Origin of the sequence: Micromonospora sp. NPDC049204 (assembly GCF_040647935.1) — a bacterium.
GTDB lineage: Bacteria > Actinomycetota > Actinomycetes > Mycobacteriales > Micromonosporaceae > Micromonospora.
Window position 1 is genome coordinate 113150 of sequence record NZ_JBEZDC010000011.1, and the last position, 23310, is coordinate 136459.

The 23310-nt window shown below is 70.7% G+C and carries 24 protein-coding genes and 1 pseudogene; 12 read left to right on the forward strand and 13 right to left on the reverse strand.

What is annotated here, in order from left to right:
- Window positions 1-34: 34 nt before the first annotated feature.
- Together AB0A90_RS21465 and AB0A90_RS21470 are read left to right on the forward strand one after the other, a co-directional pair.
- Window positions 35-700, forward strand: coding sequence for a hypothetical protein (locus AB0A90_RS21465; RefSeq protein ID WP_357250569.1), 666 nt, complete (start codon window positions 35-37; stop codon window positions 698-700).
- Between the two features lie 337 nt (window positions 701-1037).
- Window positions 1038-1409, forward strand: coding sequence for a hypothetical protein (locus AB0A90_RS21470; protein WP_357250572.1), 372 nt, complete (start codon window positions 1038-1040; stop codon window positions 1407-1409).
- A 209-nt stretch (window positions 1410-1618) separates the two neighbouring features.
- Here AB0A90_RS21470 and AB0A90_RS21475 read toward each other — a convergent pair whose 3' ends face one another.
- The gene (locus tag AB0A90_RS21475; protein WP_357250575.1) at window positions 1619-3013 is read right to left on the reverse strand and encodes a recombinase family protein; all 1395 of its coding nucleotides are present in this window, start codon (window positions 3011-3013) and stop codon (window positions 1619-1621) included.
- 46 nt (window positions 3014-3059) lie between these two features.
- On the opposite strand from AB0A90_RS21475, the pseudogene AB0A90_RS21480 reads away from it, so the two are divergent.
- Both AB0A90_RS21480 and AB0A90_RS21485 read left to right on the forward strand, forming a co-directional pair.
- Window positions 3060-3311, forward strand: a pseudogene (locus tag AB0A90_RS21480) (3-methyladenine DNA glycosylase); the annotation flags it as partial.
- Window positions 3312-3681: 370 nt separating this feature from the next.
- On the forward strand, window positions 3682-4368 hold the full coding sequence (locus AB0A90_RS21485; protein ID WP_357250578.1) for an RICIN domain-containing protein: 687 nt from the start codon (window positions 3682-3684) through the stop codon (window positions 4366-4368).
- Window positions 4369-4404: 36 nt separating this feature from the next.
- On the opposite strand, the gene arfB is transcribed toward AB0A90_RS21485, so the two are convergent.
- The 7 genes from arfB to AB0A90_RS21520 all read right to left on the reverse strand — a co-directional run bounded on the left by arfB (window position 4405) and on the right by AB0A90_RS21520 (window position 9848).
- The gene (gene arfB, locus AB0A90_RS21490) at window positions 4405-4830 is read right to left on the reverse strand and encodes an alternative ribosome rescue aminoacyl-tRNA hydrolase ArfB (RefSeq protein WP_357250581.1); all 426 of its coding nucleotides are present in this window, start codon (window positions 4828-4830) and stop codon (window positions 4405-4407) included.
- A gap of 34 nt (window positions 4831-4864) precedes the next feature.
- A complete protein-coding gene (locus AB0A90_RS21495) occupies window positions 4865-5161 on the reverse strand; it encodes a hypothetical protein (RefSeq protein WP_357250584.1) in 297 nt (98 codons plus the stop codon).
- 96 nt (window positions 5162-5257) lie between these two features.
- The gene (locus AB0A90_RS21500; protein WP_357250587.1) at window positions 5258-6112 is read right to left on the reverse strand and encodes a trypsin-like peptidase domain-containing protein; all 855 of its coding nucleotides are present in this window, start codon (window positions 6110-6112) and stop codon (window positions 5258-5260) included.
- Between the two features lie 38 nt (window positions 6113-6150).
- A complete protein-coding gene (locus AB0A90_RS21505) occupies window positions 6151-7110 on the reverse strand; it encodes a VWA domain-containing protein (protein WP_357250590.1) in 960 nt (319 codons plus the stop codon).
- Window positions 7107-8108, reverse strand: a complete 1002-nt coding sequence (locus AB0A90_RS21510) for a DUF58 domain-containing protein (protein ID WP_357250593.1) — start codon at window positions 8106-8108, stop codon at window positions 7107-7109. The genes AB0A90_RS21505 and AB0A90_RS21510 overlap by 4 nt, the downstream gene beginning before the upstream one ends.
- A complete protein-coding gene (locus AB0A90_RS21515) occupies window positions 8105-9154 on the reverse strand; it encodes a MoxR family ATPase (RefSeq protein WP_357250596.1) in 1050 nt (349 codons plus the stop codon). The genes AB0A90_RS21510 and AB0A90_RS21515 overlap by 4 nt, the downstream gene beginning before the upstream one ends.
- A gap of 184 nt (window positions 9155-9338) precedes the next feature.
- Window positions 9339-9848 carry a hypothetical protein gene (locus AB0A90_RS21520; protein WP_357250598.1) on the reverse strand — a complete coding sequence of 170 codons (510 nt, stop codon included), beginning with the start codon at window positions 9846-9848 and terminating at the stop codon, window positions 9339-9341.
- A gap of 406 nt (window positions 9849-10254) precedes the next feature.
- Between AB0A90_RS21520 and AB0A90_RS21525 the strand changes: the two genes are divergently transcribed.
- Entirely contained in the window at window positions 10255-11190 is a 936-nt protein-coding gene (locus AB0A90_RS21525; protein ID WP_357250916.1) for an endonuclease/exonuclease/phosphatase family protein, read from the forward strand.
- A 13-nt stretch (window positions 11191-11203) separates the two neighbouring features.
- Here the strand turns inward: AB0A90_RS21525 and cimA are convergent, their stop codons facing one another.
- Entirely contained in the window at window positions 11204-12787 is a 1584-nt protein-coding gene (gene cimA / locus AB0A90_RS21530) for a citramalate synthase (protein WP_357250601.1), read from the reverse strand.
- A gap of 315 nt (window positions 12788-13102) precedes the next feature.
- On the opposite strand from cimA, the gene AB0A90_RS21535 reads away from it, so the two are divergent.
- From AB0A90_RS21535 to AB0A90_RS21550, 4 genes are read left to right on the forward strand one after another with little or no spacing between them, the layout of a single operon-like run.
- Window positions 13103-13276 (forward strand): hypothetical protein, encoded by a 174-nt coding sequence (locus AB0A90_RS21535; RefSeq protein WP_357250603.1) that lies wholly within the window; start codon window positions 13103-13105, stop codon window positions 13274-13276.
- Between the two features lie 2 nt (window positions 13277-13278).
- Window positions 13279-13848: a carboxymuconolactone decarboxylase family protein gene (locus AB0A90_RS21540; RefSeq protein ID WP_357250606.1), complete on the forward strand. Its 570-nt coding sequence runs from the start codon at window positions 13279-13281 to the stop codon at window positions 13846-13848.
- 25 nt (window positions 13849-13873) lie between these two features.
- A complete protein-coding gene (locus AB0A90_RS21545) occupies window positions 13874-14332 on the forward strand; it encodes a PRC-barrel domain containing protein (protein ID WP_357250609.1) in 459 nt (152 codons plus the stop codon).
- 55 nt (window positions 14333-14387) lie between these two features.
- Window positions 14388-15146, forward strand: coding sequence for a tyrosine-protein phosphatase (locus AB0A90_RS21550; protein WP_357250612.1), 759 nt, complete (start codon window positions 14388-14390; stop codon window positions 15144-15146).
- Window positions 15147-15224: 78 nt separating this feature from the next.
- Here AB0A90_RS21550 and AB0A90_RS21555 read toward each other — a convergent pair whose 3' ends face one another.
- Window positions 15225-16322, reverse strand: coding sequence for a branched-chain amino acid aminotransferase (locus AB0A90_RS21555; protein ID WP_357250615.1), 1098 nt, complete (start codon window positions 16320-16322; stop codon window positions 15225-15227).
- A 163-nt stretch (window positions 16323-16485) separates the two neighbouring features.
- On the reverse strand, window positions 16486-17517 hold the full coding sequence (locus AB0A90_RS21560; RefSeq protein ID WP_357250618.1) for a 3-isopropylmalate dehydrogenase: 1032 nt from the start codon (window positions 17515-17517) through the stop codon (window positions 16486-16488).
- A 226-nt stretch (window positions 17518-17743) separates the two neighbouring features.
- Here AB0A90_RS21560 and AB0A90_RS21565 point away from each other — a divergent pair, with 226 nt between their 5' ends.
- Entirely contained in the window at window positions 17744-18586 is an 843-nt protein-coding gene (locus tag AB0A90_RS21565; RefSeq protein WP_357250621.1) for an FAD:protein FMN transferase, read from the forward strand.
- A 300-nt stretch (window positions 18587-18886) separates the two neighbouring features.
- Complete coding sequence (locus AB0A90_RS21570) at window positions 18887-19243, forward strand: hypothetical protein (protein WP_357250624.1); 357 nt, start codon at window positions 18887-18889, stop codon at window positions 19241-19243.
- A 76-nt stretch (window positions 19244-19319) separates the two neighbouring features.
- Here AB0A90_RS21570 and serA read toward each other — a convergent pair whose 3' ends face one another.
- Window positions 19320-20918, reverse strand: a complete 1599-nt coding sequence (gene serA / locus AB0A90_RS21575) for a phosphoglycerate dehydrogenase (RefSeq protein ID WP_357250626.1) — start codon at window positions 20916-20918, stop codon at window positions 19320-19322.
- A gap of 265 nt (window positions 20919-21183) precedes the next feature.
- On the opposite strand from serA, the gene AB0A90_RS21580 reads away from it, so the two are divergent.
- Complete coding sequence (locus AB0A90_RS21580; RefSeq protein WP_357250629.1) at window positions 21184-22173, forward strand: hypothetical protein; 990 nt, start codon at window positions 21184-21186, stop codon at window positions 22171-22173.
- 89 nt (window positions 22174-22262) lie between these two features.
- Here AB0A90_RS21580 and ilvC read toward each other — a convergent pair whose 3' ends face one another.
- Entirely contained in the window at window positions 22263-23276 is a 1014-nt protein-coding gene (gene ilvC, locus AB0A90_RS21585) for a ketol-acid reductoisomerase (protein ID WP_357250632.1), read from the reverse strand.
- Between the last annotated feature and the right edge of the window lie 34 nt (window positions 23277-23310).

Sequence of the window (23310 nt, forward strand, 5' to 3'; positions counted from 1 at the left end):
GTGGCGTTGGTACGCCACGGACGCGGACGGAGTCGTGAGCTTCGACGTCACAGCGTTCCTCGCCGACCGGGTTGATTCGGTGCGCTTCATCCATCGGCTGTTGTCCGCGATCGCGTCGCGACCAGCCTTCACTGGCTGCTTCGGCCTGCATGAGTGGGCGATGGTGTACCGCCAACGCGAGCATCGGCATCCACTCCCCCTGCGACTTGGGCAAGAGGGCACTGACGCGGTAGTCGAGTCTCACCAGATCCGCTGTACGCACTTCGATGCGTTCCGGTTTTTCACCCCTGACGCGGTTAGCCTCAACCGGCTCCAACCAACGAGGGAGAGCCAGGTAGAGCTTGACCAGCCGGGCTGCTTGCATGCCTCGATGGACTGCCACAAGTGGGCAACCAAGCTGGGCCCTGCGGTTCCGGGGGATCTGGCGCTCGACTGCTTCGAGTTGGCGAGGGACATCCGACTACTCGACATGCAGGCGTCCCCGTACGACTTCTCCTCCTATGGGGAACCGGCGGTGGCCATCGAGACACCTGAGGGCAAGGCCGAGTACGTCGCTCGTCAACGCGAGTTCTCGCAGCGTGCGGGCCGGCTACGCTCCCGGTTGATCGATGTGTGTGCGGCGCTGCTTGAGGGAGCGGAGCCACCGGCAAGGGTGGGGCATGACCCTCTGAGACACCCTTCCCGCACCGCTATGTCATAGCATCCGCCATCTTGCCCCGGTTCCAAGGTCGCCCAGAAGCGGGGATCTGACTCTTGACCTGGGAAGACAACGCTGGCCCGCCAGCCATAACAGGCTCGAACGGCCAGTTCCTTGCCCAAGGAGAGACGACGGCAGTATGGTGAGGGATTGGATCATCACCCACGCACGCCCGCAGGCCGACCTGAGAGCCAGACTGACGGCCGAACGAGCCCGGAGAGTGTAGGGGTATACCCAACGTAAACTCGATGGCCCAGCGGCGCCCTGGGAGGGTTGAACATCTCAGGGAGTGATGGAGCCGGCCAAGAGCTAAGCCGACGGCATCGGGCAAGCTTGAGCAGTGGATGTCGAGGCGGTACGAGTCGAGGGCTATTACGAGGTCCTGGCGCTTCATCGCATGCTCATGGAGTGCAAGTCCGAGGATCTTGGCAGCGTCTACGCAGGCAGCCCGTTCATAGCCGCCATCCAGCATCGCCTGGTTGACGCCCTTGAGGCCGCCGACCCCGGCCAAGGGTGGCGCACCTGGCGGAACGCCGATGCGCACCCCCACCGCGTAGAGGCCATCCGCGCTCACCTGACTCAGGCGGGCGAGTGGTGGCAGGACGCCAACGACGAACAACGTGCGGCATACGTGCGAGACCTCCTCGCACCGTTGCGGCTCTCGCAGGAACTGCTGGCTGAGCTGTCAGGAGCGCCAGCGTCGGCAGGGTGATGCAGCGGCCGGAAGCCGGGGAGTATGTCCTCCTACGCGCGTAGGCGCGCGCCCCCGCGTGCGCGTACCTAAGGAACTACTCCGTAGGAGTAGTGCTGTTCTGCTGTAGATCCACAACCTGTACGCAGTAGATCTTAGATAGACCCCGAAGATCAGGAGCCCGAGATGGGCACTTCGGGGCCCTCTCCCCGGTTCGGTTCCTCCCTTGTTCAGATGCTCGCGACCTTCGCCGGATCTCCCGCCCTGAACAACACATCGACATGCCGCTCATCGGTGCGGCGGACGCCACGCCCCTTCTGGCGGAGACGGCAGCTCACGACAACCGCGAGGATCAGGGACCGCCTGCGGTCTACATCCAACCCATCCCAGTGACGCCGTACCTGCTCGTCCGTCATCCCGGTGACGCCCTTGACCGCGCTGTCACTCCCCAGTTGAGATAGCTGATCCTCCAACCCTTCCACCCGACTGCGCATGGTCTGGGATGCAGTCAGGAACTGCGATCGCGTAACGAGCCCGGCGGCGTAGTCGGTGGCCAGATCATCGAGCCGTGAACGCAGGCTCCCCAGCTCGTCCCTCATCTGCTGAACGGGCAGGTCATCCTCGCTCTGCTCGAACGCTTCCGCGAACTGAGGCGCGGTCAGGAACCGGATCACACGCTCGCTGACCATGGTGTCAGCTTCGTCCTGACGGTGAGATACGCAGTGCTTGAGCTTGCACTCGTACACGGCGTAGCTACCCTGCTCGCCCTTCCGTCCACGCCGTGCCGTGCGGATGGGGCCATCGCACTTGGCGCAGGTAGCGACACCCGTCAGCAGGCTGCGACGGGGACCGCCACCACCAGTCTTGCGGGCAGGGGAGTTGAGCACACGGACAGCGGAACGGTAGATCTCCTCGGGCACCAAGGCATCCCAGTTCCCAGGGCCGACCTCATCCCCTGCGTACGTACGGATAGCGCAGTTCCTGGCAGACATGAGGAGCTGACGAACAGTCGCGCCCGTCCAGCTCCTCCCCCTGGTGGTATGCATGCCCTGGCGGTTCCACTCGTCAGCGATCGACAACAGGGAGCGCCCCGCCAGCAAATCCTGGTACGCACGCTGAACGGCGTCGCCTTCGCCAGCACGAGGCGATCCGTCACGCTCGTATCCGAAGGGTCGAGCCGACCACCAGGGCCGGCCCTGGGAAGCGCGCTGCGTGGCTGCCAGGCGCTGACGAGCAGCCTTCTGCTGGCCCTCGAACTGAGAGAACGCGGTGACCACGTTCGCCATCAGGACGCCTGTCGGGTTGCTCAGGTCCAGCATCCCTGCGGTCACGGCGTGGACGGGTACGCCGTAGCTGATCACCCGGTCCAGCTCACGGGTTAGGCGGACGAGTCGGTCGAGATGCCAGACGATGATGGCGTCCGGCTTCGGGCTCAGGGTGAGCAGCTTCTCGAACGCCGGCCGGACACGGCCGGTCGTAGCGCTGATGCTGTTGTCGATCAGCTCCCGCGTCACCGTCCAGCCTTGACGAGCTGCCAGCTCCCGGCAGGCTTCGAGTTGCCGATCAACGCCCAGCTCGTTACCCAGCTTGTCCAGGCTGAGCCGTGCGTAGATGACGACGTCCATCCCCGCGTTCCCTCCCTTGAAGTTGCCTGTGATGAGGATACGCGCGGACCTGTACAAGTGGGCGTACAAGCTGTCGCCGCTGGTGCCCTCGGAGCTGGTCGCGGACTGTTTCGAGCTGGCCCGGGACATCCGCACGCTGGACATGCGGGCCAGCCCGTACGACCTGGCGGCGCTGGGTTACCCCGCGGTGCGGGTGGAGACTCCGGACGGTCGGGCGGAGTACGCGGCGGCGCAACGCGGGTTCGCCGAGCGGGCCGCCGTGCTGCGCGACCGGTTGCTCGTCGCCGTCCCGGGCTGATCGGGGCTCGGCTCACCCAGTCGCCGCCCGGTCGTCGACAATCAGTCACACACCATCCGGCGGACAGATTTCAGTTCCGTCAGCCGGGTCTGCCCCGAACGGATCATTGCGTTGTCCCATCGACCGCGCGGGGCATCGTGTTAGCTTGATTTTTATGATTACCGGTGCACGTAGACTGATGTTCCTTGCCGGTCTTCTGACGATCGGCATAACGGTGCCCGAAACGGCGTCCGCGAGTGCGGCGACCGGCGGCACAACGTTTGACAGAACCGCAGTTCGTGGCGCGGCGACCGCATTTGGGCCATTCGGCCCCTCCACCTGCGTCGCGGGGACCGTCTGGCGGGAAGCCAGACCAGACGACCACGTCTGCGTGGACCTGAAGACCCGACAATTCGTGAAATTGGACAACCGGAACCCCAACCAGTTCCGCAACCCGGCCGACCGGACCTACGGGCCCGACACCTGCCAGCAGGGGTTCGTGTGGCGCGAGGCGACGCCCAAGGACCACCTCTGCGTCGCGCCCCAGGTGCGCGAGGCACACAAGAAGCTCAACGAAAGCGCGGCCAACCGATGGGTGGCCACCGTTTCCAAGCGCGGCGAGACAACATCGGTGCCATTCGTCCTGTTCGACTACACCGAGCGACTGCACAGCGCCTACAGCGGCCGGGACAATCTGGCCGTCGACACGGCGGACATGAAAGTGCAACCGGATATGAATCGGTCGACGCAGCGGTTCCGTTTTCTGCGTCGAGGCGGACGGGTCGCCCACCAGAACGCCTTCCAGATAATGGACGCCGCGAGCAGACAATGCCTGAGCGTCCGCGACGCCTCGACAGGGAATGGGGCGGGACTGGTGCTGGGGAACTGCCGCTGGCAGCCGAACCAGACCTGGCACCTCCAGCGCCGCGCAGACGACAAGTGGGAGTTGCGGGCCGGGCACAGCGACAAGTGCCTCGACGCGGCCAACTCCGCCCTGACGGCACCGGCGCCCGGCGCCTTCGTGCAGCAGTGGGAGTGCATCGGCGGCCAGAACCAGGCCTGGTCCTTGACCGGCTGACTCCGCGCCGCCCGGGCATGCCGGGGGCGCGGCCGCTCAGTCGCCGTCGGCGCGGCGGTCCCGCTTGCGCTGGGACTGGCGCTTCTTCTCGGCCAGCCGGCGTTCCTTGGCCCCACGGGACGGGCGGGTCGCCCGGCGGGGTGGCGGCGGAGGTGCGGCGGCCTCCCGCAGCAGCGCGGTCATGCGTTCGCGGGCCGCCTCCCGATTGGCCAGCTGGGCCCGGTGCTCACTGGCGGCGATCGTCAGCACCCCGTCGACCAGGCGGTTGGCCAGCCGGGCGAGTGCCCGTGTCCGCAGCCAATCGGGCACGGCCGGGGAGTTGGCCAGGTCGTAGCTCAGCTCGACCCGGGAGTCCGCGGTGTTCACACCCTGCCCACCCGGCCCGGACGAGCGGGAGAAGCGCTCCCGCAGCTCCCCGGCGGGAACGATCCACCGATCGGTCACCCGCAGTCCGTCGTCCACGCCCCGAGGCTAACCCGCGGCGACCCGCCAGGGGTCATCGGTGCGGGGTCTTGCTCTGCGTGGGCGACTGGCTGGGCGCCGGCCCGGCGGCCTCCTCGTCGGAGCCGACCGCCGCGTACGCCACCGCGCCGAAGAGCAGGAGCGCGATCACCCCGGCCTTCACGGCGACCCCACGGATCAGCGACCAGGCGCCTCGACGGGCGCCCGGGACCGACTTCCGGACCGTCTGGTAGTCGTTCCACCCGCGTCGTGCCCGGGCGTACGCCGACCCCACCGCACATCCGATGACCAGGCCCACCAGCAGGAGGACCGCGAGAAGAGGACGCTCCACCTCCGCCAGTATCCATACCGACAGTGATATTTCCATAGCCCGATGCGGTCCGGCCGGATATCCGACACTGGCCGCGCGAGCGGCTGTCCGGGCAGGTCAGCCGCCCTTACCGATGATCGTGTCGGCGGTCTGCTGCACCTGGTCGATCGGGATGGCGAAGCCGATGCCGATCGAGCCGCTCCCGTCGATGGTGGCGATGGCGGTGTTCACTCCGACCACCTCCCCGCGGGCGTTGACGAGCGGCCCTCCCGAGTTGCCGGGGTTGATGGACGCGTCGGTCTGCACCGCGCGGTGCCGGTTGTTGCCCAGCCGTACCTCGCGGTCCAAGGCGCTGACGATTCCCGCAGTGACCGTTCCGGCCAGGCCGAGTGGCGAGCCCACCGCGAGCACCGATTCACCGACCCGGGTCGCACCCGGTTTGGCCATCGGCAACGGGGTGAGACCGGCCGCCGCCGGCACCTTCAGCACCGCCAGGTCGCTGCGCGGCTCCCGGCCCACCACCTCGGCGGCGAACCGGCGGCCGTCGGGCAGCTCGACAGTCACCGGCCCGCCACCACCCTTGGCCAGGATGTGGTCGTTGGTGATCAGGTGCTGCTGGTCGTCCACCGCGAAGCCCGAGCCGGTCGCGGATCCGGCCGACGTGCCGCCGGCCAGCACCGACACCACCCCGGGCACGGTCTTCTCGGCCGCGGTGACCAGCTCGGCGGGCACCGGGGCGGCGGACGCGGCAGCCGGGCCGGGCGCCCCGTCCCGGGCGGCCACCACGCCCCCGGCGACGGCCCCCGAGACGGCGGAGAGCGCCACCACGGCCAGTGCGGCGAGCAGCCGTCGCGGCCTCCGCTCGCCCGGGTCGCGCTCGGGCGGGTCCCACCACCCGCGCCCGTCCGGGTCGAGTTGGGGTGAGACGAACCAGGGACCGCGTGGTTCGCCCAGTCCGGTCTGTACTGCCATGCGTACTCCTCACGGTCGACGGCGGTGGTGCGCGGCGGTCAGGGCAGGCGGGAGAACCAGCGCATCGATCCGGCGGCGGCGCCCATCGCGAACACCAGTCCGAGGCCGATGAACCGAGCCGAGACGTCCTGCCGCTCCGTGCGGTAACCGACCGAGCTGCCGATGTCGTCGTAGACGGCCCGCAGCTCGTCGGTGGTGCTGGCCTCGTGGAACATCCCGCCGGTCTCCTCGGCGACCTCCTTGAGGGTTTGCCCGTCGACCGGCACCTGGATGGGCCGTCCGCCTCGGTCGACGAACCCGGACGGCGTCCCGAAGGAGATGGCGTGCACCGGCACCTCCGCCGTCACCGCCTCCGCGGCCGCTTCCATCGGGTCCATTCCGGAGGTGTTGGCACCGTCGGAGAGCAGGATGATCCGGGCTGGTGGTGTCTCCTTCGCGGCCTCGCTGTCCAGGCTCTTGACCGCGCCGAGGGACGTGTTGATGGCCTCGCCGATCGCGGTGCCCTGCACGCCGGTGATTCCCTCGGCGAGCCGGCCGATCCCCTCGTCGAGGGCGTCGCGGTCGGTGCCGGGCGGCACCAGCACGGCCGCGCTGCCGGCGAACGCGACGAGACCCACGTTGAACTCGTCGGGCAGGCCCTCGACGAACCGCCGGGCCGCCTGCTTCGCCGCGGCCAACCGGTCCGGTTCCACGTCGGTGGCGAGCATCGACGTGGACACGTCCACCGCCACCATCACCGTGGCACGTTCCCGGGGCACCTGGACCTCGGCGCTGGGGCGGGCGAACCCGACGACCAGCAGGGCCAGCATGGCCAGGAAGAGCCCGGCCGGTACGTGCCGACGCCAGGCGGGCCGCTCCGGCGCCACCCGGTCCAGCAGCCGCAGGTTGGTGAAGCGGACCGCGTACCGGCTGCGCCCGCGTTGCATCAGCAGGTACGCGCCGACGAGGGCGAGTACGCCGAGCAGCAGCCAGAGTCGCAGCGGCGACTGCCAGGTCACGCGACACCTCCCCGTGCCGGGGCGACCGGCGCGGTGGCCAGTCGACGCTGGGCGTGCACGTGCCGGACGATGTCCGCGCTCCAGTCCCCGTCGGTGCGCAGGGGCAGGTGGGTGGCGCCGCTGCGGCGCAACGAATGGTGGATCTGGTCGCGCTGGGCGGCGGCGGCCTCGGCGTACCGCTCGCGCAGCCGGCGGTCCGATGTGCACACCTCGCGGCGTCGGCCGGTCTCCGGGTCCATGAGCGTGATCAGGCCGACGTCCGGCAGCTCCAGCTCACGGGGGTCGGTGACCTCGATCGCCAGCACCTGGTGCCGGACGGCGAGCCGGCGCAGGGTGCGTTCCCAGGGCGCTGGCTGGCCGGGGTCGTCGGGCAGGCCGTCGAGGAAGTCGGAGACCACCACGACCAGACCGCGCCGGTTGGCGATCCGGTGCAGCGCGTCGAGCCCGTCGGCCAGGTCCGGCGGCCGCCACCCCGGCCGGTCGACGGGCGCGGTGGGTCGCGGGGCGGCGAGCAGCGTGCGCAGCAGGGTGAGCAGATGGGTACGTCCGCTGCGGGCCGGGAAGCGGCGTACCCCGTCGGCGCGCAGCACCTGGGCGCCGAGGCGGTTACCGATGCCGGCGGTGAGGAAACCGACCGCCGCGACCGCGGCCACCGCCAACTCCCGCTTGTCCAGCTCGGCGGTGCCGAACTCCATGCTGGCGCTGCCGTCGACGAGCAGCCAGGTGGTCAGTTCCCGGTCGGCGTCGATCTGGCGGACGTGCGGTACGCCGGTGCGGGCGGTCACCGCCCAGTCCATCCGGCGGACCTCGTCCTCGCCCGGTCGGTACTCGCGGCTGCCCGCGGGTTCACTGCCCGGCCCGGGCAGCAGGCCGCGGTACTGGCCGTGCAGCAGTCCGTTGAGCCGGCGCGTGACGGTCAGTTCCAGGCGACGGACCCGCTGGTCCGGGGCCAACTCGGCCAGGCCGGGGTCAGCCGGCGCGACGTTCGCTCGTCTCATGCCGCCGCCAGGTCCGGCGTCTGCTGTGGGTGACTGGTGGCCAGCCGGGGCGGTGGCACCGCCTCGACCAGCCGTCGCACCAGGCTCTCCGCCGACACCCCGTCGGCCACCGCGTCGAAGGAGAGCACCAGCCGGTGGGCGAGGACGTCGACAGCCAGCTCACGGACGTCCTCGGGCAGCACGTACTCCCGTCCCCGCAGCAGGGCCTGTGCCCGGGCGGCGGCGACCAGGCCCAGGGTGGCCCGCGGGCTGGCGCCGTACGCCAACAGCGGGGCGATCTCCGGTAGCCCGAAGCGGCCCGGGTCACGGGTGGCGAGGATCAGCCGTACCACGTACTCGGCGAGCGCGTGGTGGACGAAGACCCGCTCGGCGTGGGCCTGGAGGTCCCGCAGTCGTTGCGCGTCGAGCACCGGGCGCGGGACCGGCCGGTCGGTGCTCATCCGGTAGAGGATGGCCAGCTCGTCGGCGTCGCTGGGGTAGTCGACCACCACCTTCATCAGGAACCGGTCGCGCTGCGCCTCCGGGAGTTGGTAGACCCCCTCGGACTCGATCGGGTTCTGGGTGGCCAACACCAGGAACGGTTCCGGGACCGGCCAGCTGCGCCCGCCGATGGAGACCTGCCGTTCGGCCATGGCCTCGAGCAGCGCCGACTGCACCTTGGCCGGGGCACGGTTGATCTCGTCGGCCAGCACCAGGTTGGCCATGATCGGACCCAGTTCGATGTCGAAGGTCTCCTTGGAGGCCCGGTAGATCCGGGTGCCGACGATGTCGGAGGGGACCAGGTCCGGGGTGAACTGGATCCGGGAGAAGGTGCCGCCGACGACTGTGGCGAGGGTCTGCGCGGCCAGGGTCTTGGCCACCCCGGGTACGCCCTCCAGGAGGCAGTGCCCGTTGGCGATCAGTGCGGTGAGCAGGCGTTGGACGAGCCGATCCTGCCCGACGATCACGCGTTTGACCTCGAAGAGGGTCTGTTCCAGCTCGACGCCGGTCGGCTCGGGATCGACCGAGCTGGGCATGCTGGCCAGGGTGTCCGAGATGTCCGTCACGGTGCTTGCTTCCCGGGGCGGGGCCTCGGCAAACGTGGGATTGTGCGGCCCGGACCGGCCCGGAGTGGCCCGAACGGGGATGAGTCGCACGCAAGCGTGACGATCGGCGCGAGGCATCGCGAGAACGGCTGATCGAAGCGAACGGCCCCCGCGCACGAAGCGCGGGGGCCGGGTCTCGATTCGATCAGGGCGTGTGGGTGTGCAGGGTGAAGCCCCGGTCGGCCGGCACTCCCGCCGAGTCACGGGTCTGGATGAAGACCGCGTTGGGCGTGCCCAGCCGCCGAGCGACCGCGACCTCACCACCCGGCGGGATGCAGCAGGAGTCTTGCCGGGAGATGGTGGCCAGGAAGGCGCCGGGCGACACGTTGTAGCCGAACTGCACCTCGTACTCGCCGACGCCGTACTTGAGCACCGTGCCGGTGCCGCGCGCCTTGGTGCCGTTGGCGTTGACGACGGTGAACCAGCTGGCGGCCGCCATCGTGGTGACCCCGCCGGACTTCAGCGCGGCCTTCGCCGAGCGGGCGGATTCGGCGGTGACCGGCGGCTGGCTGTTCGTGTCCCGGGCCGTCGGCTTGGCGGCCGCCTGCGGCGCCTTCGCCGACGGCTGGGCGACGGCGATCCCCCCGCCGACCAGAGTGAGCGCCAGGACAGCGAACGTGACCGCTGCCGCCTTGCGTCGGAAGGATGTTTCCATGACAGGTCCCCCTTGTGTGACCGTGCGAATTCGGCCGACCCGCGGGGCGGGACGGATGACTGCCCATGAATAGGCGGACGACGACACTGGGGTGCGGGAAACCTAGCCCACCGGCAATTGGTGAGGTTGGTTTCTGAACAATCTACATCCCATCTGAGCTGCGATAACTACTCAGAGTTGCGTCGTATGAGCCAGATGGAACGTAGCACCGCAAAAAGCCGGACGTCAATAGTTGATCTCACTTTATCGAGTTGTCGATCAGCCGTCAGATAATTGTGAAAGGTGAACGTTTCGCCATTCACGAAATGGTTTCGGCACACCCATTAGGATCAGCGTCATGATCGTCGACGGGCCACCCACACCCATCCCCTCAGCGCGGTGGTACCGCAGCGCTCGGCTCGGCACGGTGCTCTGCTGGCTGACGGTCGCGCCGATCGCCCTCTGGGCCGCCGTCCGACTGCTCGGCCTGGACCGGGGTCCCCTGGTGCAGGCGCTCGCCTTCACGCCGTACGTCGCGGGGTTCAGCGTGCTGCCACTGGCCCTCGCACTCGCCCTGCGGCGCTGGTGGCCGGCGACGGTCGCGGCCCTGACCGCGGTGGCCTTGCTCGGCGTCGTCGCACCCCGGGCGCTGGCCTCCCCGCAACCCGCGGCGGCCGGGCCGACCGTGCGGCTGCTCACCGCCAACCTGCTCGCCGGGACCGGCGACGCCCGGACGCTTGTCGAGTTGGTCCGGCGGCACGGGGTGGACGTGCTCACCGTGCAGGAGTTCACGCCGGAGGCGCGGGCCGCCCTGGATCAGGCCGGCCTCGACCGGCTGCTGCCACACCGGCAGCTCAACCCGGAGATCGGCACGCCCGGCTCCGGGCTCTACTCGCGGTGGCCGCTGACCGACGTCGGCCTGCGGCGCAACCTCAACGGGTGGGGCTTCACCCAGGCGTACGGGACGGTGGCCGTCCCCGGCGCACCCCCGGTACGGGTCGAGTCGGCCCACCCCTCGGCCCCGTACGCGCTGGACCAGGTCGGCAACTGGCGGGCCGACCTGACCGCCCAACCCCCGGCCACCCCGGACGGTGGCCTGCGGATCCTCGCCGGGGACTTCAACGCCACTCTCGACCACGGTCCGCTGCGCGCCCTGCTGCGCACCGGCTACGTGGACGCCGCCGACGCCACCGGCGAGGGCCTGACCGGCACCTGGGGTCCGTACGACGGTGACCTCATCCCACCTGTCACCATCGACCACGTCCTCGTCGACCGCCGCATCGCGGTCCGGTCGGTGCGGGTGCTCACCCTCCCCGGCAGCGACCACCGCCCGGTCCTGGCCACGCTCACCCTCCCACAGTGATCCTGCCGCCGGGTCAGACCGAGGCGGGGGCCAGGCCGTAGGTGAGAGCGTCGATCAGGGCGTGCCAGCTGGCCTCGACCACGTTGGGGTGTACGCCCACCGTGGTCCAGTCGCGGCCGGTGCCGTCGGCGGTCTCCAGCAGCACCCGGGTCACCGCGCCGGTGCCGTGGCTGCCCTCCAGGATGCGCACCTTGTAGTCGGCCAGCTCGAAGCCGCGCAGCTGCGGGTAGTGCTTGGCCAGCCCCACCCGCAGCGCCTCGTCGAGCGCGTTGACCGGGCCGTTGCCCTCGGCGGTGGCGATCACCCGCTCCCCGCGTACCCGGATCTTGACGGTCGCCTCGGAGACCACCGAACCGTCCTCCCGATGTTCGACGAGCACCCGGTACGACTCCAGGGTGAACGGTCGCGCCGGACCCCCTTCCGGCAGCTCGGAACGGACCAGCAGCTCGAAGGAGGCGTCCGCGGCCTCGAAGGACCAGCCGCCGGCCTCCAACTCCTTGACCCGCTTGGTGACCCGGGTCAGCGCCTCCGGACTGCCGGCCAGGTCCAGACCGAGCTCACGACTCTTCAGCTCGACACTGGCCCGGCCGGCCATCTCGGTGATCAGGATCCGCATGTCGTTGCCCACCACCGACGGGTCCACGTGGTTGTAGAGCAACGGGTCGACCTTGATCGCGCTCGCGTGCAGCCCCGCCTTGTGGGCGAAGGCGGCGGCCCCGGCGTACGCCTGGTGGGTGTCGGGGGCGATGTTGGCGATCTCGGCGATGGCGTGCGAGACCCGCACCATCTGCGCCAGGCAGCCCTCCGGTAGGACCGGCATGCCCAGCTTGAGTTGGAGGTTGGCGACGACCGCGAAGATGTCGGCGTTGCCGGGGCGTTCGCCGTACCCGTTGGCGGTGCCCTGGACGTGGCGGACACCCGCCTCGACGGCGGCGATCGTGTTCGCCACCGCGCAGGAGGTGTCGTTCTGCGCGTGCATGCCGAGCAGACCGGCGTCGATCCCCAGCCGGTCGGTCAGGTCGCCGATCACGGCGGTCACCTGGGATGGCAGCATGCCGCCGTTGGTGTCGCAGAGCACCATCCGCTCGGCGCCGGCGGCCAACGCGGTCTGCACCACCGCCGCGCCGTACGCGGGGTCGTGCCGGTAGCCGTCGAAGAAGTGCTCGCCGTCGACGAAGACTCTCCGGCCCTCGCGGACGAGGTGGCTGACGGTGTCGTGGATCATCGCCAGGTTCTCCGCGCCGGTGGTGCGCAGCGCCCGCTCGACGTGCCGGCTGTCGGCCTTGGCGACGAGCGCCACCGCCGGGGTCTGCGCGTCCAGCAGGGCCCGCACCTGGGGGTCGTCGGCGACCGCGACACCGGCCTTGCGGGTGGCGCCGAACGCGACAAGCACGGCGTGCCGCAAATCCAACTCGGTGCGCGCCCGACGGAAGAACTCGGTGTCCTTGGGCACCGCGCCCGGCCAGCCACCTTCGATGAAGCCGACGCCGAACTCGTCGAGCAGCCGGGCCACGGCCAGCTTGTCGACCACCGAGTAGGTGAGCCCCTCGCGCTGGGCGCCGTCGCGCAAGGTCGTGTCGAAGACCTGGAACGTCATCAGGATCCTTTCTCGGAGCAACAAAAAGACCTCCCGCGGGTGCGGGAGGTCTGCGCGCTCGGCGGAGGGGAGAGCCGGCGCGCTAGGTCGCAATAATCAGGGCGGTGCTGGTCACGATGGCCACTCTGCCACTCCTCACCCCTTTTTGGGAGGATCAATCCACATGGCGGGACAGTGACTGAGCGTTCGTTCACCCCGAACGGTCGCTCGTGATCGGCTTCACAAGCCACCAGGCCCCTCATCGGCAGAAACAGCCGTGCGGAAGCATCTGCAACGGATCCAGTGGCGGCCACCGTGCCGTCGGCAAGGAGGGCTGTGCTCACCGTCAGTGACCGCTTACCTGAGCACGGACCCACCGCCTGCGTATCGCTGGACGCCACCAACGCGTCCACGACGATCAGCCACCCGTCCCACGAGGGCACGTGGCGTCTGGTCCTCGTCGGGCCGATGGAGTTCACCTCCATCGGCCCGACGGAGATCGGGGTCTGACCATGGGCCTGGACGCCATCAGGGCGGCCCTGCCGGAGTACGCCAGGGACATCGCGCTCAACCTGGGCGCCACCATCGGCACCTCGGCGTTGACCCCGGCGCAGAGCTGGGGCACCGCGCTGGCCTGCGCGGTGACCGCCCGCAACCCGGTGGTGCTGCGGGAGATCGCGGCCGAGGCGCTCGGCCACCTCGGACCGGAGGGTGTCGAGGCGGCCAAGGGCGCCGCGGCGATCATGGCGATGAACAACATCTACTACCGGGCCAAGCACCTGATCGGCGACGAGCAGTACGCCTCGATGCCGGCCCGCCTGCGCATGCGGATCATCGCGAGGCCAGGGGTGGACAAGGGCGACTTCGAGCTCTGGTGCCTCGCCGTGTCGGCCATCGCCGGCTGCGGGGTGTGCCTGGAGTTGCACGAGAAGAAGCTGCGCGGCAGCGGCTTCACCCGGGAGCAACTGCACGAGACCCTGCGGATCTCCGCCGTGGTGCACGCCGCGGCGGTCACCCTGGACGCCGAGGCCGCCGTTTCCGGCCCCCGACAGCCGGGTAGCTCCTGCCAAGACATGAGCTGATCGGTGACAGTCAGGAGTGAACGGCATGGACAGGATCGATCCGCACGCCACGCACGCCGGGCCGGACCCGCTGCACGGCGGCGACCAGGGCGTCGTGCCCGGTGGCGCGCCAGCCGGCACGTTCGACCCCTGGCGGTACCGGGACCAGGCCGGGGTGGCCGACGCCGACCTGGTCGGCTACAAGGTCGAGGCCAGCGACGGTGGCGTCGGCAAGATCGACAGTGCCAGCCACGAGGTGGGCGGCAGCTACCTGGTGGTCGACACCGGCCCCTGGATCTTCGGCAAGAAGGTGATGCTGCCGGCCGGCACCGTCAACCAGGTCGACCACGACCAGCGCACCGTCTCCGTCGACCGCACCCGGGACCAGATCAAGGCCGCCCCGGAGTACGACGAGAGCAGCCACAGCGACCCGAGCTACCGGGATCAGCTGGGCGGCTACTACGACGAGACGTACGGCGCCCTCCCGCCGGGCACGGCCCGCTGACTGTTCGACCCGACGGCCGGTGGGGTGTGGTCCCACCGGCCGTTACCGTGTGAGCGTGGACGCCATCGACGAAAATCGTCAGACCTCGCTGCTGCCCGCCACCTTCAACTTCCGCGACGTCGGTGGCCACCTCGGCCACGGCGACCGACCCGTACGCCGGGGCCGGCTCTTCCGTTCCGACTCGCTGCACCGCCTCACCGAGCAGGACGGGGACGCGTTCGCCGCGATCGGGATCCGCACCGTCATCGACCTGCGCCGCCCCAGCGAGGTGCAGCGGGACGGCCGGGTGCCGGCATACCAGGGGCTGACCTACCGCAACATCCACCCGGAGCACGCCGACTGGGCGAGCACACCGCACCAGGAGGGTGCCAGCCTGGCCCGTTACCTCGCGGACCGGTACGCCGACCTGGCCCAGACCGGCACCGCCGGGCTGGCCGAGGCGGTCGGGTTGATCGCCGACTCCGCCAATGCCCCGGCGGTGGTGCACTGTGTCGCCGGCAAGGACCGCACCGGCATCGTCTGTGCGCTGACGCTCTCCGTGCTCGGCGTCGACGACGCGGACATCACCGCGGACTACGCGCTCAGCTCCGAGGCGTCGGCCCGGTTCAGTGCCTGGCTGGCGACCACCAGCCCGACTGGCCCGGCCGTGCCGGCGCCGTTTCTGGCCTCGCCCGCCGAGGCGATGCAGCTCTTCCTCGACGAGCTACGCGAGGGGTACGGCTCGGTCGAGGCGTACCTGCGGCACGCCGGGGTGACCGACGAGCAGCTCGCCGCCCTCCGCGACCACCTGCTCGAGGAGCCGACCGAGGCGTAGCCCGCCGGGGCCGGGGCCGACCAGACCGCCGACTGCGCCGGCCCGTCTGATGGGGACGGGCCGGCACGGCCACGGAGGTCAGAGGACCCGCTGCACCCAGCCGTACTCGTCGGCCGCCTTGCCGCGCTGGATGTTCACCAACTGCTCGCGGATGCTCATGGTGACCCGGCCGGGCTCGCCGCCACCGACCAGGAACTCACCGTCGGGGAAGCGGACCCCGCCGATCGGGGTGACCACCGCGGCGGTGCCGCAGGCGAACACCTCCCGGAGGCGACCGCTGGCCGCGTCGGCCTGCCAGTCGGCGAAGCTGACCGGTCGCTCTTCGACCACGTGCCCGGCCGCGCCGGCCAGCGTGAGGATCGCGTCGCGGGTGATGCCCGGCAGGATCGTGCCGGTCAGCGGCGGGGTGACGATCGAGTTGTCGTCGTAGACGAAGAAGACGTTCATGCCGCCCAACTCGTCCACGAACCGGCGCTCCACCGCGTCCAGGAAGACGACCTGGTCGCAGCCGGCCTCGATCGCCTCGGCCTGGGCTGCCAGCGACGTCGCGTAGTTGCCGCCGCACTTGGCCGCGCCGGTGCCGCCGGGCGCGGCCCGGGTGTAGTCCGGCGAGACCCAGACGGTGACCGGCTTGACCCCACCGGTGAAGTACGCGCCGACAGGTGAGGCGATCACCAGGTAGAGGTATTCGTTGGCCGGGCGGACGCCGAGGAAGACCTCGCTGGCGAACATGAACGGCCGCAGGTAGAGGCTGCCGTCCTCGCCGGTGGGGATCCACTCCTGGTCGATCTCGATGAGCTTGTGCAGCGAGTCGACGAACACCTCGGGCGGCAGCTCCGGCATCGCCATCCGCTGTGCCGACGCGACGAACCGGGCCGCGTTGGCGTCCGGCCGGAACATCGTCACGCCGCCGTCGGCCGTCCGGTACGCCTTCAGTCCCTCGAAGATCTCCTGCGCGTAGTGCAGCACCGCGCTGGCCGGGTCCATCGGGATCGGGCCTCGCGCCTCCACCCGGGCGTCGTACCAGCCCTTGCCCTCGGCGTAGCGGACGGTGACCATGTGGTCGGTGAAGACGCGGCCGAACCCGGGGTTGGCCAGCAGGGCGGCCCGGTCGGCGGCGGATACCGGCGCGGGATTCGGACGGATCTCGAAGTCGAGCATGTCACCACCGCTCATCGGGCTGACCTCCCTGCGGGACAACGGCATGCGGGACCGCACACCGAATTGGCTGTGCCAGAAACTTACCCGAACGGCCGTTCAGCGGGTAGCGCCGCTCGGGCGGGACGGACGGTCCGGCCGAGCCGACGGCTGGGCCGGCCGCTGCTGGGGCCGGGGGCGGTCAGGCTACGGCGTGGGCCGCGAGCCGATCCCCGACCTCTTCGGTCCGCAGCGCGACGCCCGGAGTGCGGGCGGCCAGCTCGGCGGCGACCGCCGCGTTGACCCGGGCCGCGGACTCGGTGTGCCCGAGCTGCTCCAGCAGCAGTGCGGCGGAGAGCACGGCGGCGACCGGGTCGGCGATGCCCCGCCCGGCGATGTCCGGCGCCGAGCCGTGCACCGGCTCGAACATCGAGGGGTACGCCCCCTCGGGGTTGATGCAGCCGCTTGCCGCCAGCCCGATCCCACCGGTGACGGCGGCGGCGATGTCGGTGAGGATGTCACCGAAGAGGTTGTCGGTGACCACCACGTCGTAGCGCTGCGGCTGGGTGACCAGGAACATCGCGGCGGCGTCGACGTGCTGATATTCGGTGGCGATGTCCGGGTGCTCGGCGGCGACCAGGTCGAAGGTGCGCGACCAGAGCGACCCGGCGTGGGTGAGCACGTTGGTCTTGTGCACCAGGGTGACCTTGCGTCGCTCCCGGCGGGCGGCGCGGGCGAACGCGTCGCGGATCACCCGCTCCACGCCGTGCCGGGTGTTCAGGCTCTCCTCCGTGGCGACCTCGGCGGGAGTGTCCCGGTGCAGCGTTCCACCGGCCCCGGCGTAGAGGCCCTCGGTGCCCTCGCGGACCACCACGAGGTCGACCTCGCCCGGCTTGACGTTGCCGAGCGGGCCGGCGACTCCGGGCCAGAGCCGGGACGGGCGCAGGTTGACGTACTGGTCGAACGCGAACCGGAGCTTGAGCAGCAGCCCCCGCTCCAGGACACCGGGCGGGACCGTCGGGTCACCGACCGCGCCGAGCAGGATCGCGTCGTGCCCGGCCAACTCGGTCAGCACCGAGTCGGGCAGCACCTCTCCGGTACGGTGCCAGCGGGCCGCGCCGAGGTCGTACTCGGTGGCCTGCACGCCCGGCAGCACCGCGTCGAGGACCTTGCGGGCCTGCGCGACCACCTCGGGCCCGATGCCGTCTCCGGCCACCACCGCGATCCGCGCCACGACCGCACTCCTCTGCTCAACGGGTCCGTCCCGGCAACGGTACGTCGCTGTCCCGCCTCCCGGTACGCGGGGTCCAACATCTGAGAAATTGTGATGCACAGCAGCCTCTCAGCTGGGACTCATGAGGCGGTCATGTCCGCTGCCTACGGTGTGGTCAGCGGGTCACGGGGGCCTGCTGACCGCCGGGTCGCGACGACGCGGCACCGAGTGCGAGGGGACAGATGCGATGCGCATCGACGAACAGCCGCGGACCCGCTGGCCGGACCCGTCGGCATTCCGCAGTCGTCGACCGGACCTTCGCCTCGGCAGCCGCCGACAGCGGATCGACCCGGCCGGCGCCACCGAGGGCCGGATCGCCGTGCAGCACACCGTCCGCACCGCGACCGCCGAATACACCCTCCTCCTCAACGCGCCCGAGTGGCTCGGTCGCCGGGGCGTGGGCGAGGCTCTGCGGGACAGCGTCGCGGAGCTGCGCGCCATCGACCTCACCTACGGCCCCAACCGGCCGGAGAGCCTGGTCTCCCGGCTGCGCCGCGGTGAGATCAGCCCGGATTCGTACGCCCCGCTCGCCGACCTGGTGGACCGCTGCGCGGCCATGCGCGCGGCCACCGACGGGTGGTTCGACGCCTGGGCGGTGCCCGGCGGCTTCGACCCGGGCGGTCTGCTCGGTGGCTGGGCGGTGGAACGGGCCGCCGAGAGGCTTCGGGCCGCGGGAATCCACGACTACGCCGTACTGGCCGGAGCCGACCTCGTCGTCCGCGGCCACGCGCCGCACGGTGGGCCGTGGCGGGTCGCGGTGCACCACCCCACCGCACCCGAGCGCGCACCGCTGGTGTTGGAGATGACCGCCGGCGCGGTCGGCACCTCCGGGGTGACCGGGCGACAGGGGCACGTGGTGGACCCGCACACCGGCGAGCCGGCCGACCAGCTCGTCGCCGCCACGGTCGTGGGCCCCGACCTGACGATCGCCGACGCCTACGCCACCGCGCTGTACGCCGCCGGCCCCACCGGCCTGGCGTGGTTCCGGGGCAACTCCCACTATCGGGTGCTCTTCGCCCACCGACGCTGAGTGTTGCGATCGGCCCCCACGCTCTCGGCAACGATCGTGGGGGCCGATCAGCGACGAGTGCGCGTGGCTCGCACAATCGAGGGGTGCGGACCGGTCGCGCCGGATGCCGACCGCGCCACCCGAAGACGGGCCGGCGCCTCGAACTCGGCCAGTGACCGCAGTACGTACGCTAGCGAATCGACGCAACTCGACGCAAGAGTCTCTACACCGGACCGTCGGGACGGGAGACTCCGGACCCGATGGTTGACCGGCGGCGAGGCAGTTTCGACATGGTGAACGGCGGATGGCACGCTATCCGCCGTGAGTTTCGATCTGAGCGTGTGGGCCCTGGAGGCCGGGGCGACGCCCGAGGACGTGCGGACAGCGGTCAACGGTTGCCGGCAGGGGCGACACGTGGACCGTTACCCGGATCCGCGGGTGGTCAGCTTCTACCGGGCGATCACCGCGTCCTATCCGGACCGTCACCCCGGCGCGAACAGCCCGTGGGCGGTGGCACCACTGCACGCAGCCCACGATCATGTCGAGCTGAACCTGCACCCGACCTGCGCGGACCAGGTGCTGCTGGACATCGAGCGGCTGGCCGGCGAGCACGGGCTGATGCTCTTCGACCCGCAGGACGGCTCGGTCTACCCGCCCCCGGCGCGACTGCCCGGCTGACCTGACCGGCGGCACGGCCTGGGAAATGACGAGGGGCCCGGCGAATCGCCAGGCCCCCCACGGTGCGTGTCGGTTACTACTCGTCGCGCAGATCAGCGGCGCTGGCCGCGGTCGCGCCGATCGACTCGGCGGCCGAGGTGAGCAGGTCGGCGCCGAGCGCCTGGTCGACGGTGAGCGTCATCAGCGTCTCGCCGCCCGCCTCACGCCGGGCCACCTGCATGGCGGCGATGTTGATGCCCGACTCGCCGAGCAGGGTGCCGACCGTGCCGACGACACCGGGCCGGTCGGCGTAGCGCAGGAAGAGCAGGATGCCCTCCGCGCCGATCTCCACGTCGAAGCCGTCCACCTCGGTCAGCTTGAGCACGTCCCGAGCACCCGAGTGGGTGACCGTGCCGGAGACACTCACCGTCCGGCCGTCCGGCAGCGCGCCGCGTACGGTGACCAGGGTGGGCTGCTCGGCCGTCTCGGCCAGGGCCGCCAGGGTGACCTCGACGCCCCGCTCCGCGGCCAGGTGCGGCGCGTTGACGTAGGTGACCTGCTCCTCGACCACCGAGCTGAACAGGCCCTTCGTCGCGGCGAGCTTCAGCACCGACACGTCGTGCGCGACGATCTCGCCGCGAACCTCGACGGTGACGCTGGCCGCGATGCCGCCGGCGACAGCGGTGAACGCCCGGCCCAGCTTCTCGGCCAGCGGCAGCAGTGGCCGCACGTCCTCGGCGACCACGCCGCCGGCCTGCACGTTCACCGCGTCCGGCACGAACTCGCCCTGCAACGCGAGCTTGACGCTCTTCGCCACGGCGAGACCGGCCTTGTCCTGCGCCTCGTTGGTGGAGGCGCCCAGGTGCGGGGTGGCCACCACGTTGTCGAAGGCGAACAGCGGCGAGGAGGTGCACGGCTCCTTGCTGTACACGTCGACACCGGCGCCGGCGACCCGGCCCTCGGCGATGGCGTTGGCGAGCGCCTGCTCGTCGACGAGGCCACCACGGGCGGCGTTGACGATGCGAACGCCGGGCTTGACGATCGCCAGCTCCTTCTCACCGATCAGGCCGACCGTCTCCGGCGTCTTCGGCAGGTGGATGGAGATGAAGTCGCTCTCCCGCAGCAGCTCCTCCAGCCCGACCAGGCGGACGCCGAGCTGCGCCGCACGGGCCGGCTGGATGTACGGGTCGTACGCGATCAGCCGGGTGCCGAACGCGGCGATGCGCTGCGCGAAGAGCACGCCGATGCGACCGAGCCCCACCACGCCGACGGTCTTGCCCTGCACCTCGACGCCCGTGTACTTCGACCGCTTCCACTCCCCCGCCTTGAGCGCGGCACTGGCGCTGGCGGTGTTCCGGGCGACGGCGAGCAACAGCGCGACGGCCTGCTCGGCGGCGGAGACGATGTTGGAGGTGGGCGCGTTCACGACCATCACGCCCCGCGCGGTGGCGGCCGCCACCTCGACGTTGTCCAGCCCGACGCCGGCCCGGGCGACCACCTTGAGTCGCGGTGCGGCGGCGACCGCCTCCGCGTCGATCTGGGTGGCGCTGCGCACGATGACGGCGTCGGCCTCGGAGAGCGCCGAGAGCAGGGCCGGACGGTCGGTGCCGTCGACGTGCCGGACGTCGAAGTCGTGGGCGAGCACCTCGATGGCGGCGGGGGCGAGTTCTTCGGCGATCAGTACGACAGGATTCATCGGTCCTCGTAGAGGTCGTGTTTGCGATCGGCGCGGGCGGCCGGGCGCAGCACTGCGCCCTGCGCTGATCCGTGCCGTGGCCGTCAGGTGCCGGCTGCTGCACCTACAGGCGATCGTAGGGGCCGGGCTGGTCGACGTGTTCCGGTCTTCGGGGTGAGTGCCCTCACACGCCCGGTCGAGCGACGGACATCGGCCGTTCACCGCACCGACACGGTTGCCCGCGCCCGCTACAACCGGAGACACACCCCTGCGGGAGGAGCCACAATTGTTGCTCGCCGTGCGTCGCACGCTGCTGCGACAGCTGACCCGCATCGATCTCACGCGGTTCGGTCCGAAGCTGGCCGAGGCGTTGGTCACCCGGTCCCAACAGGTGAAAATCCGACGCAGCTTCGTGTCCCGGCGCACCGCCGCCGCGGACGAGGCGGTCGCGCTCTACCGGCGGCTGGTCCAGGACCGGCCGGGCCGGCACGAGGTGGGGCTCGCGCGGGCGCTCGTCGCGCAAGGATCCGTCCCCGACGACCGCACGGTCGAATCCGCGGTCGCGCAGGGCCGGGAGGCGATCGGGTACGTCGGGAACGCGACCGACCGAGACGGCCTCGTCGTCCTGGCCGCGGCGCAGCTGATGGTGGCCATGCAACTCCGCTCCGACGCACCCCGCGACGCGCTGCTGCTCGCCGACCAGGCCCGGGATACCTGGCTACGGTGCGCGCCGCTCGGCGCCCGTGAGCGGATGGCGTTGGCCCGGTCCCTCACCGAGCTCGGCTACTGCCGGGCGGTGCTGGGCGAGCCGGCCGCGGCGCTCGCCGCCCGGGAGGAGGCGGTCGAGTTGTTCCGGCGGCTTCCCCTCTGGATGCGGCTGAAGCACATGCCCGCCCGACTCGAGGCGATGACCGGGCTGGCGGAATCCCTCGTCTCGCATCGTCGGTGGGCCGAGGCGCTGACGCTGACCACGGGTGCCCGCGAGGACCTGACCTTCATGAGCCGTGTGGAGCCACTGCGGTTCCGGCCGATGCTCGGCAGACTGTTGTTCGTGATCGCCAAGTGCCACGTGGGGCTCGGCGAACCGGAGGCGGCTGTTGCGGCGGCCGAGGAGGCGGTCGGGCACTACCGCTGGTTGGCCGAACACGACCCCGTTCGATATCACAGTCGGTTGGTCGTCGCGCTACGCGCGTTGGCCGGCATCCTCAACGCCCTTGGGCGGTACGAGAGGGCAGCCTGGGCAGCCGCTGAGGCCGAGGCGACGGAAAGCCGCTGACGCGGGGCGTTACGGCCAGCGGCCGGCGACCCGCGCTGGGGAGAGCGCGGGATCGCCGGCCGCTGGTGGACCGTTTCGGGTCGTACGGGTCAGGCGGTCTCGGTGATCGGGCGGTCGACCCAGCTCATCATGCCGCGCAGCTTCTTGCCGGTCTCCTCGATCGGGTGCGCCGCACCCTCGGCCTGCCACTTGGTGAAGTTGGGCCGGCCGGCCTCGTCCTCGGCGACCCACTCGCGGGCGAACTCGCCGGACTGGATCTCGCCCAGGATCTTGCGCATCTCGTCCTTGACCCGGGAGTCGATGATGCGCGAGCCACGGGAGAGGTCGCCGTACTCGGCAGTGTCGGAGATGCTGTAGCGCATCTTCGCGATGCCGCCCTCGTACATCAGGTCGACGATCAGCTTCAGCTCGTGCAGGCACTCGAAGTAGGCGACCTCCGGGGCGTAGCCCGCCTCGGTGAGCACCTCGAAACCGGTCTGCACCAGCGCCGAGGCACCGCCGCAGAGCACCGCCTGCTCGCCGAAGAGGTCGGTCTCGGTCTCCTCGGTGAAGGTGGTCTTGATCGCGCCGGCGCGGGTGCCGCCGATCCCCTTGGCGTACGCGAGGGCGAGGGCGAAGGCGTTGCCGCTGGCGTCCTGCTCGACGGCGACGAGACAGGGCACACCCTTGCCGTCGGCGTACTGGCGGCGGACCAGGTGGCCGGGGCCCTTCGGCGCGACCATCGCCACGTCCACGTCGGCCGGCGGCTTGATCAGGTCGTACCGGATGTTGAAGCCGTGGCCGAAGAAGATGGCCTTGCCCGCGGCGAGGTTCGGGGCGATCGACTCCGAGTAGATCGAACGCTGGGCGGTGTCCGGCGCGAGCACCATGATCACGTCGGCCTCGGCGGAGGCCTGCGCCGGCGTGAGGACCCGGAAGCCCTGCTCCTCGGCCTTGGGCCGGCTCTTCGAGCCCTCCGGCAGACCGATCACCACGTCGACGCCGGAATCCCGCAGCGACAGCGCGTGGGCGTGGCCCTGACTGCCGTAGCCGATGACCGCGACCTTCTTGGCCTGGATCAGGCCGAGGTCGGCATCGTCGTCGTAGAACACCTCAACGCTCATGAGAACTTCCCTTTCGTACGACGGCCGGGGCGGC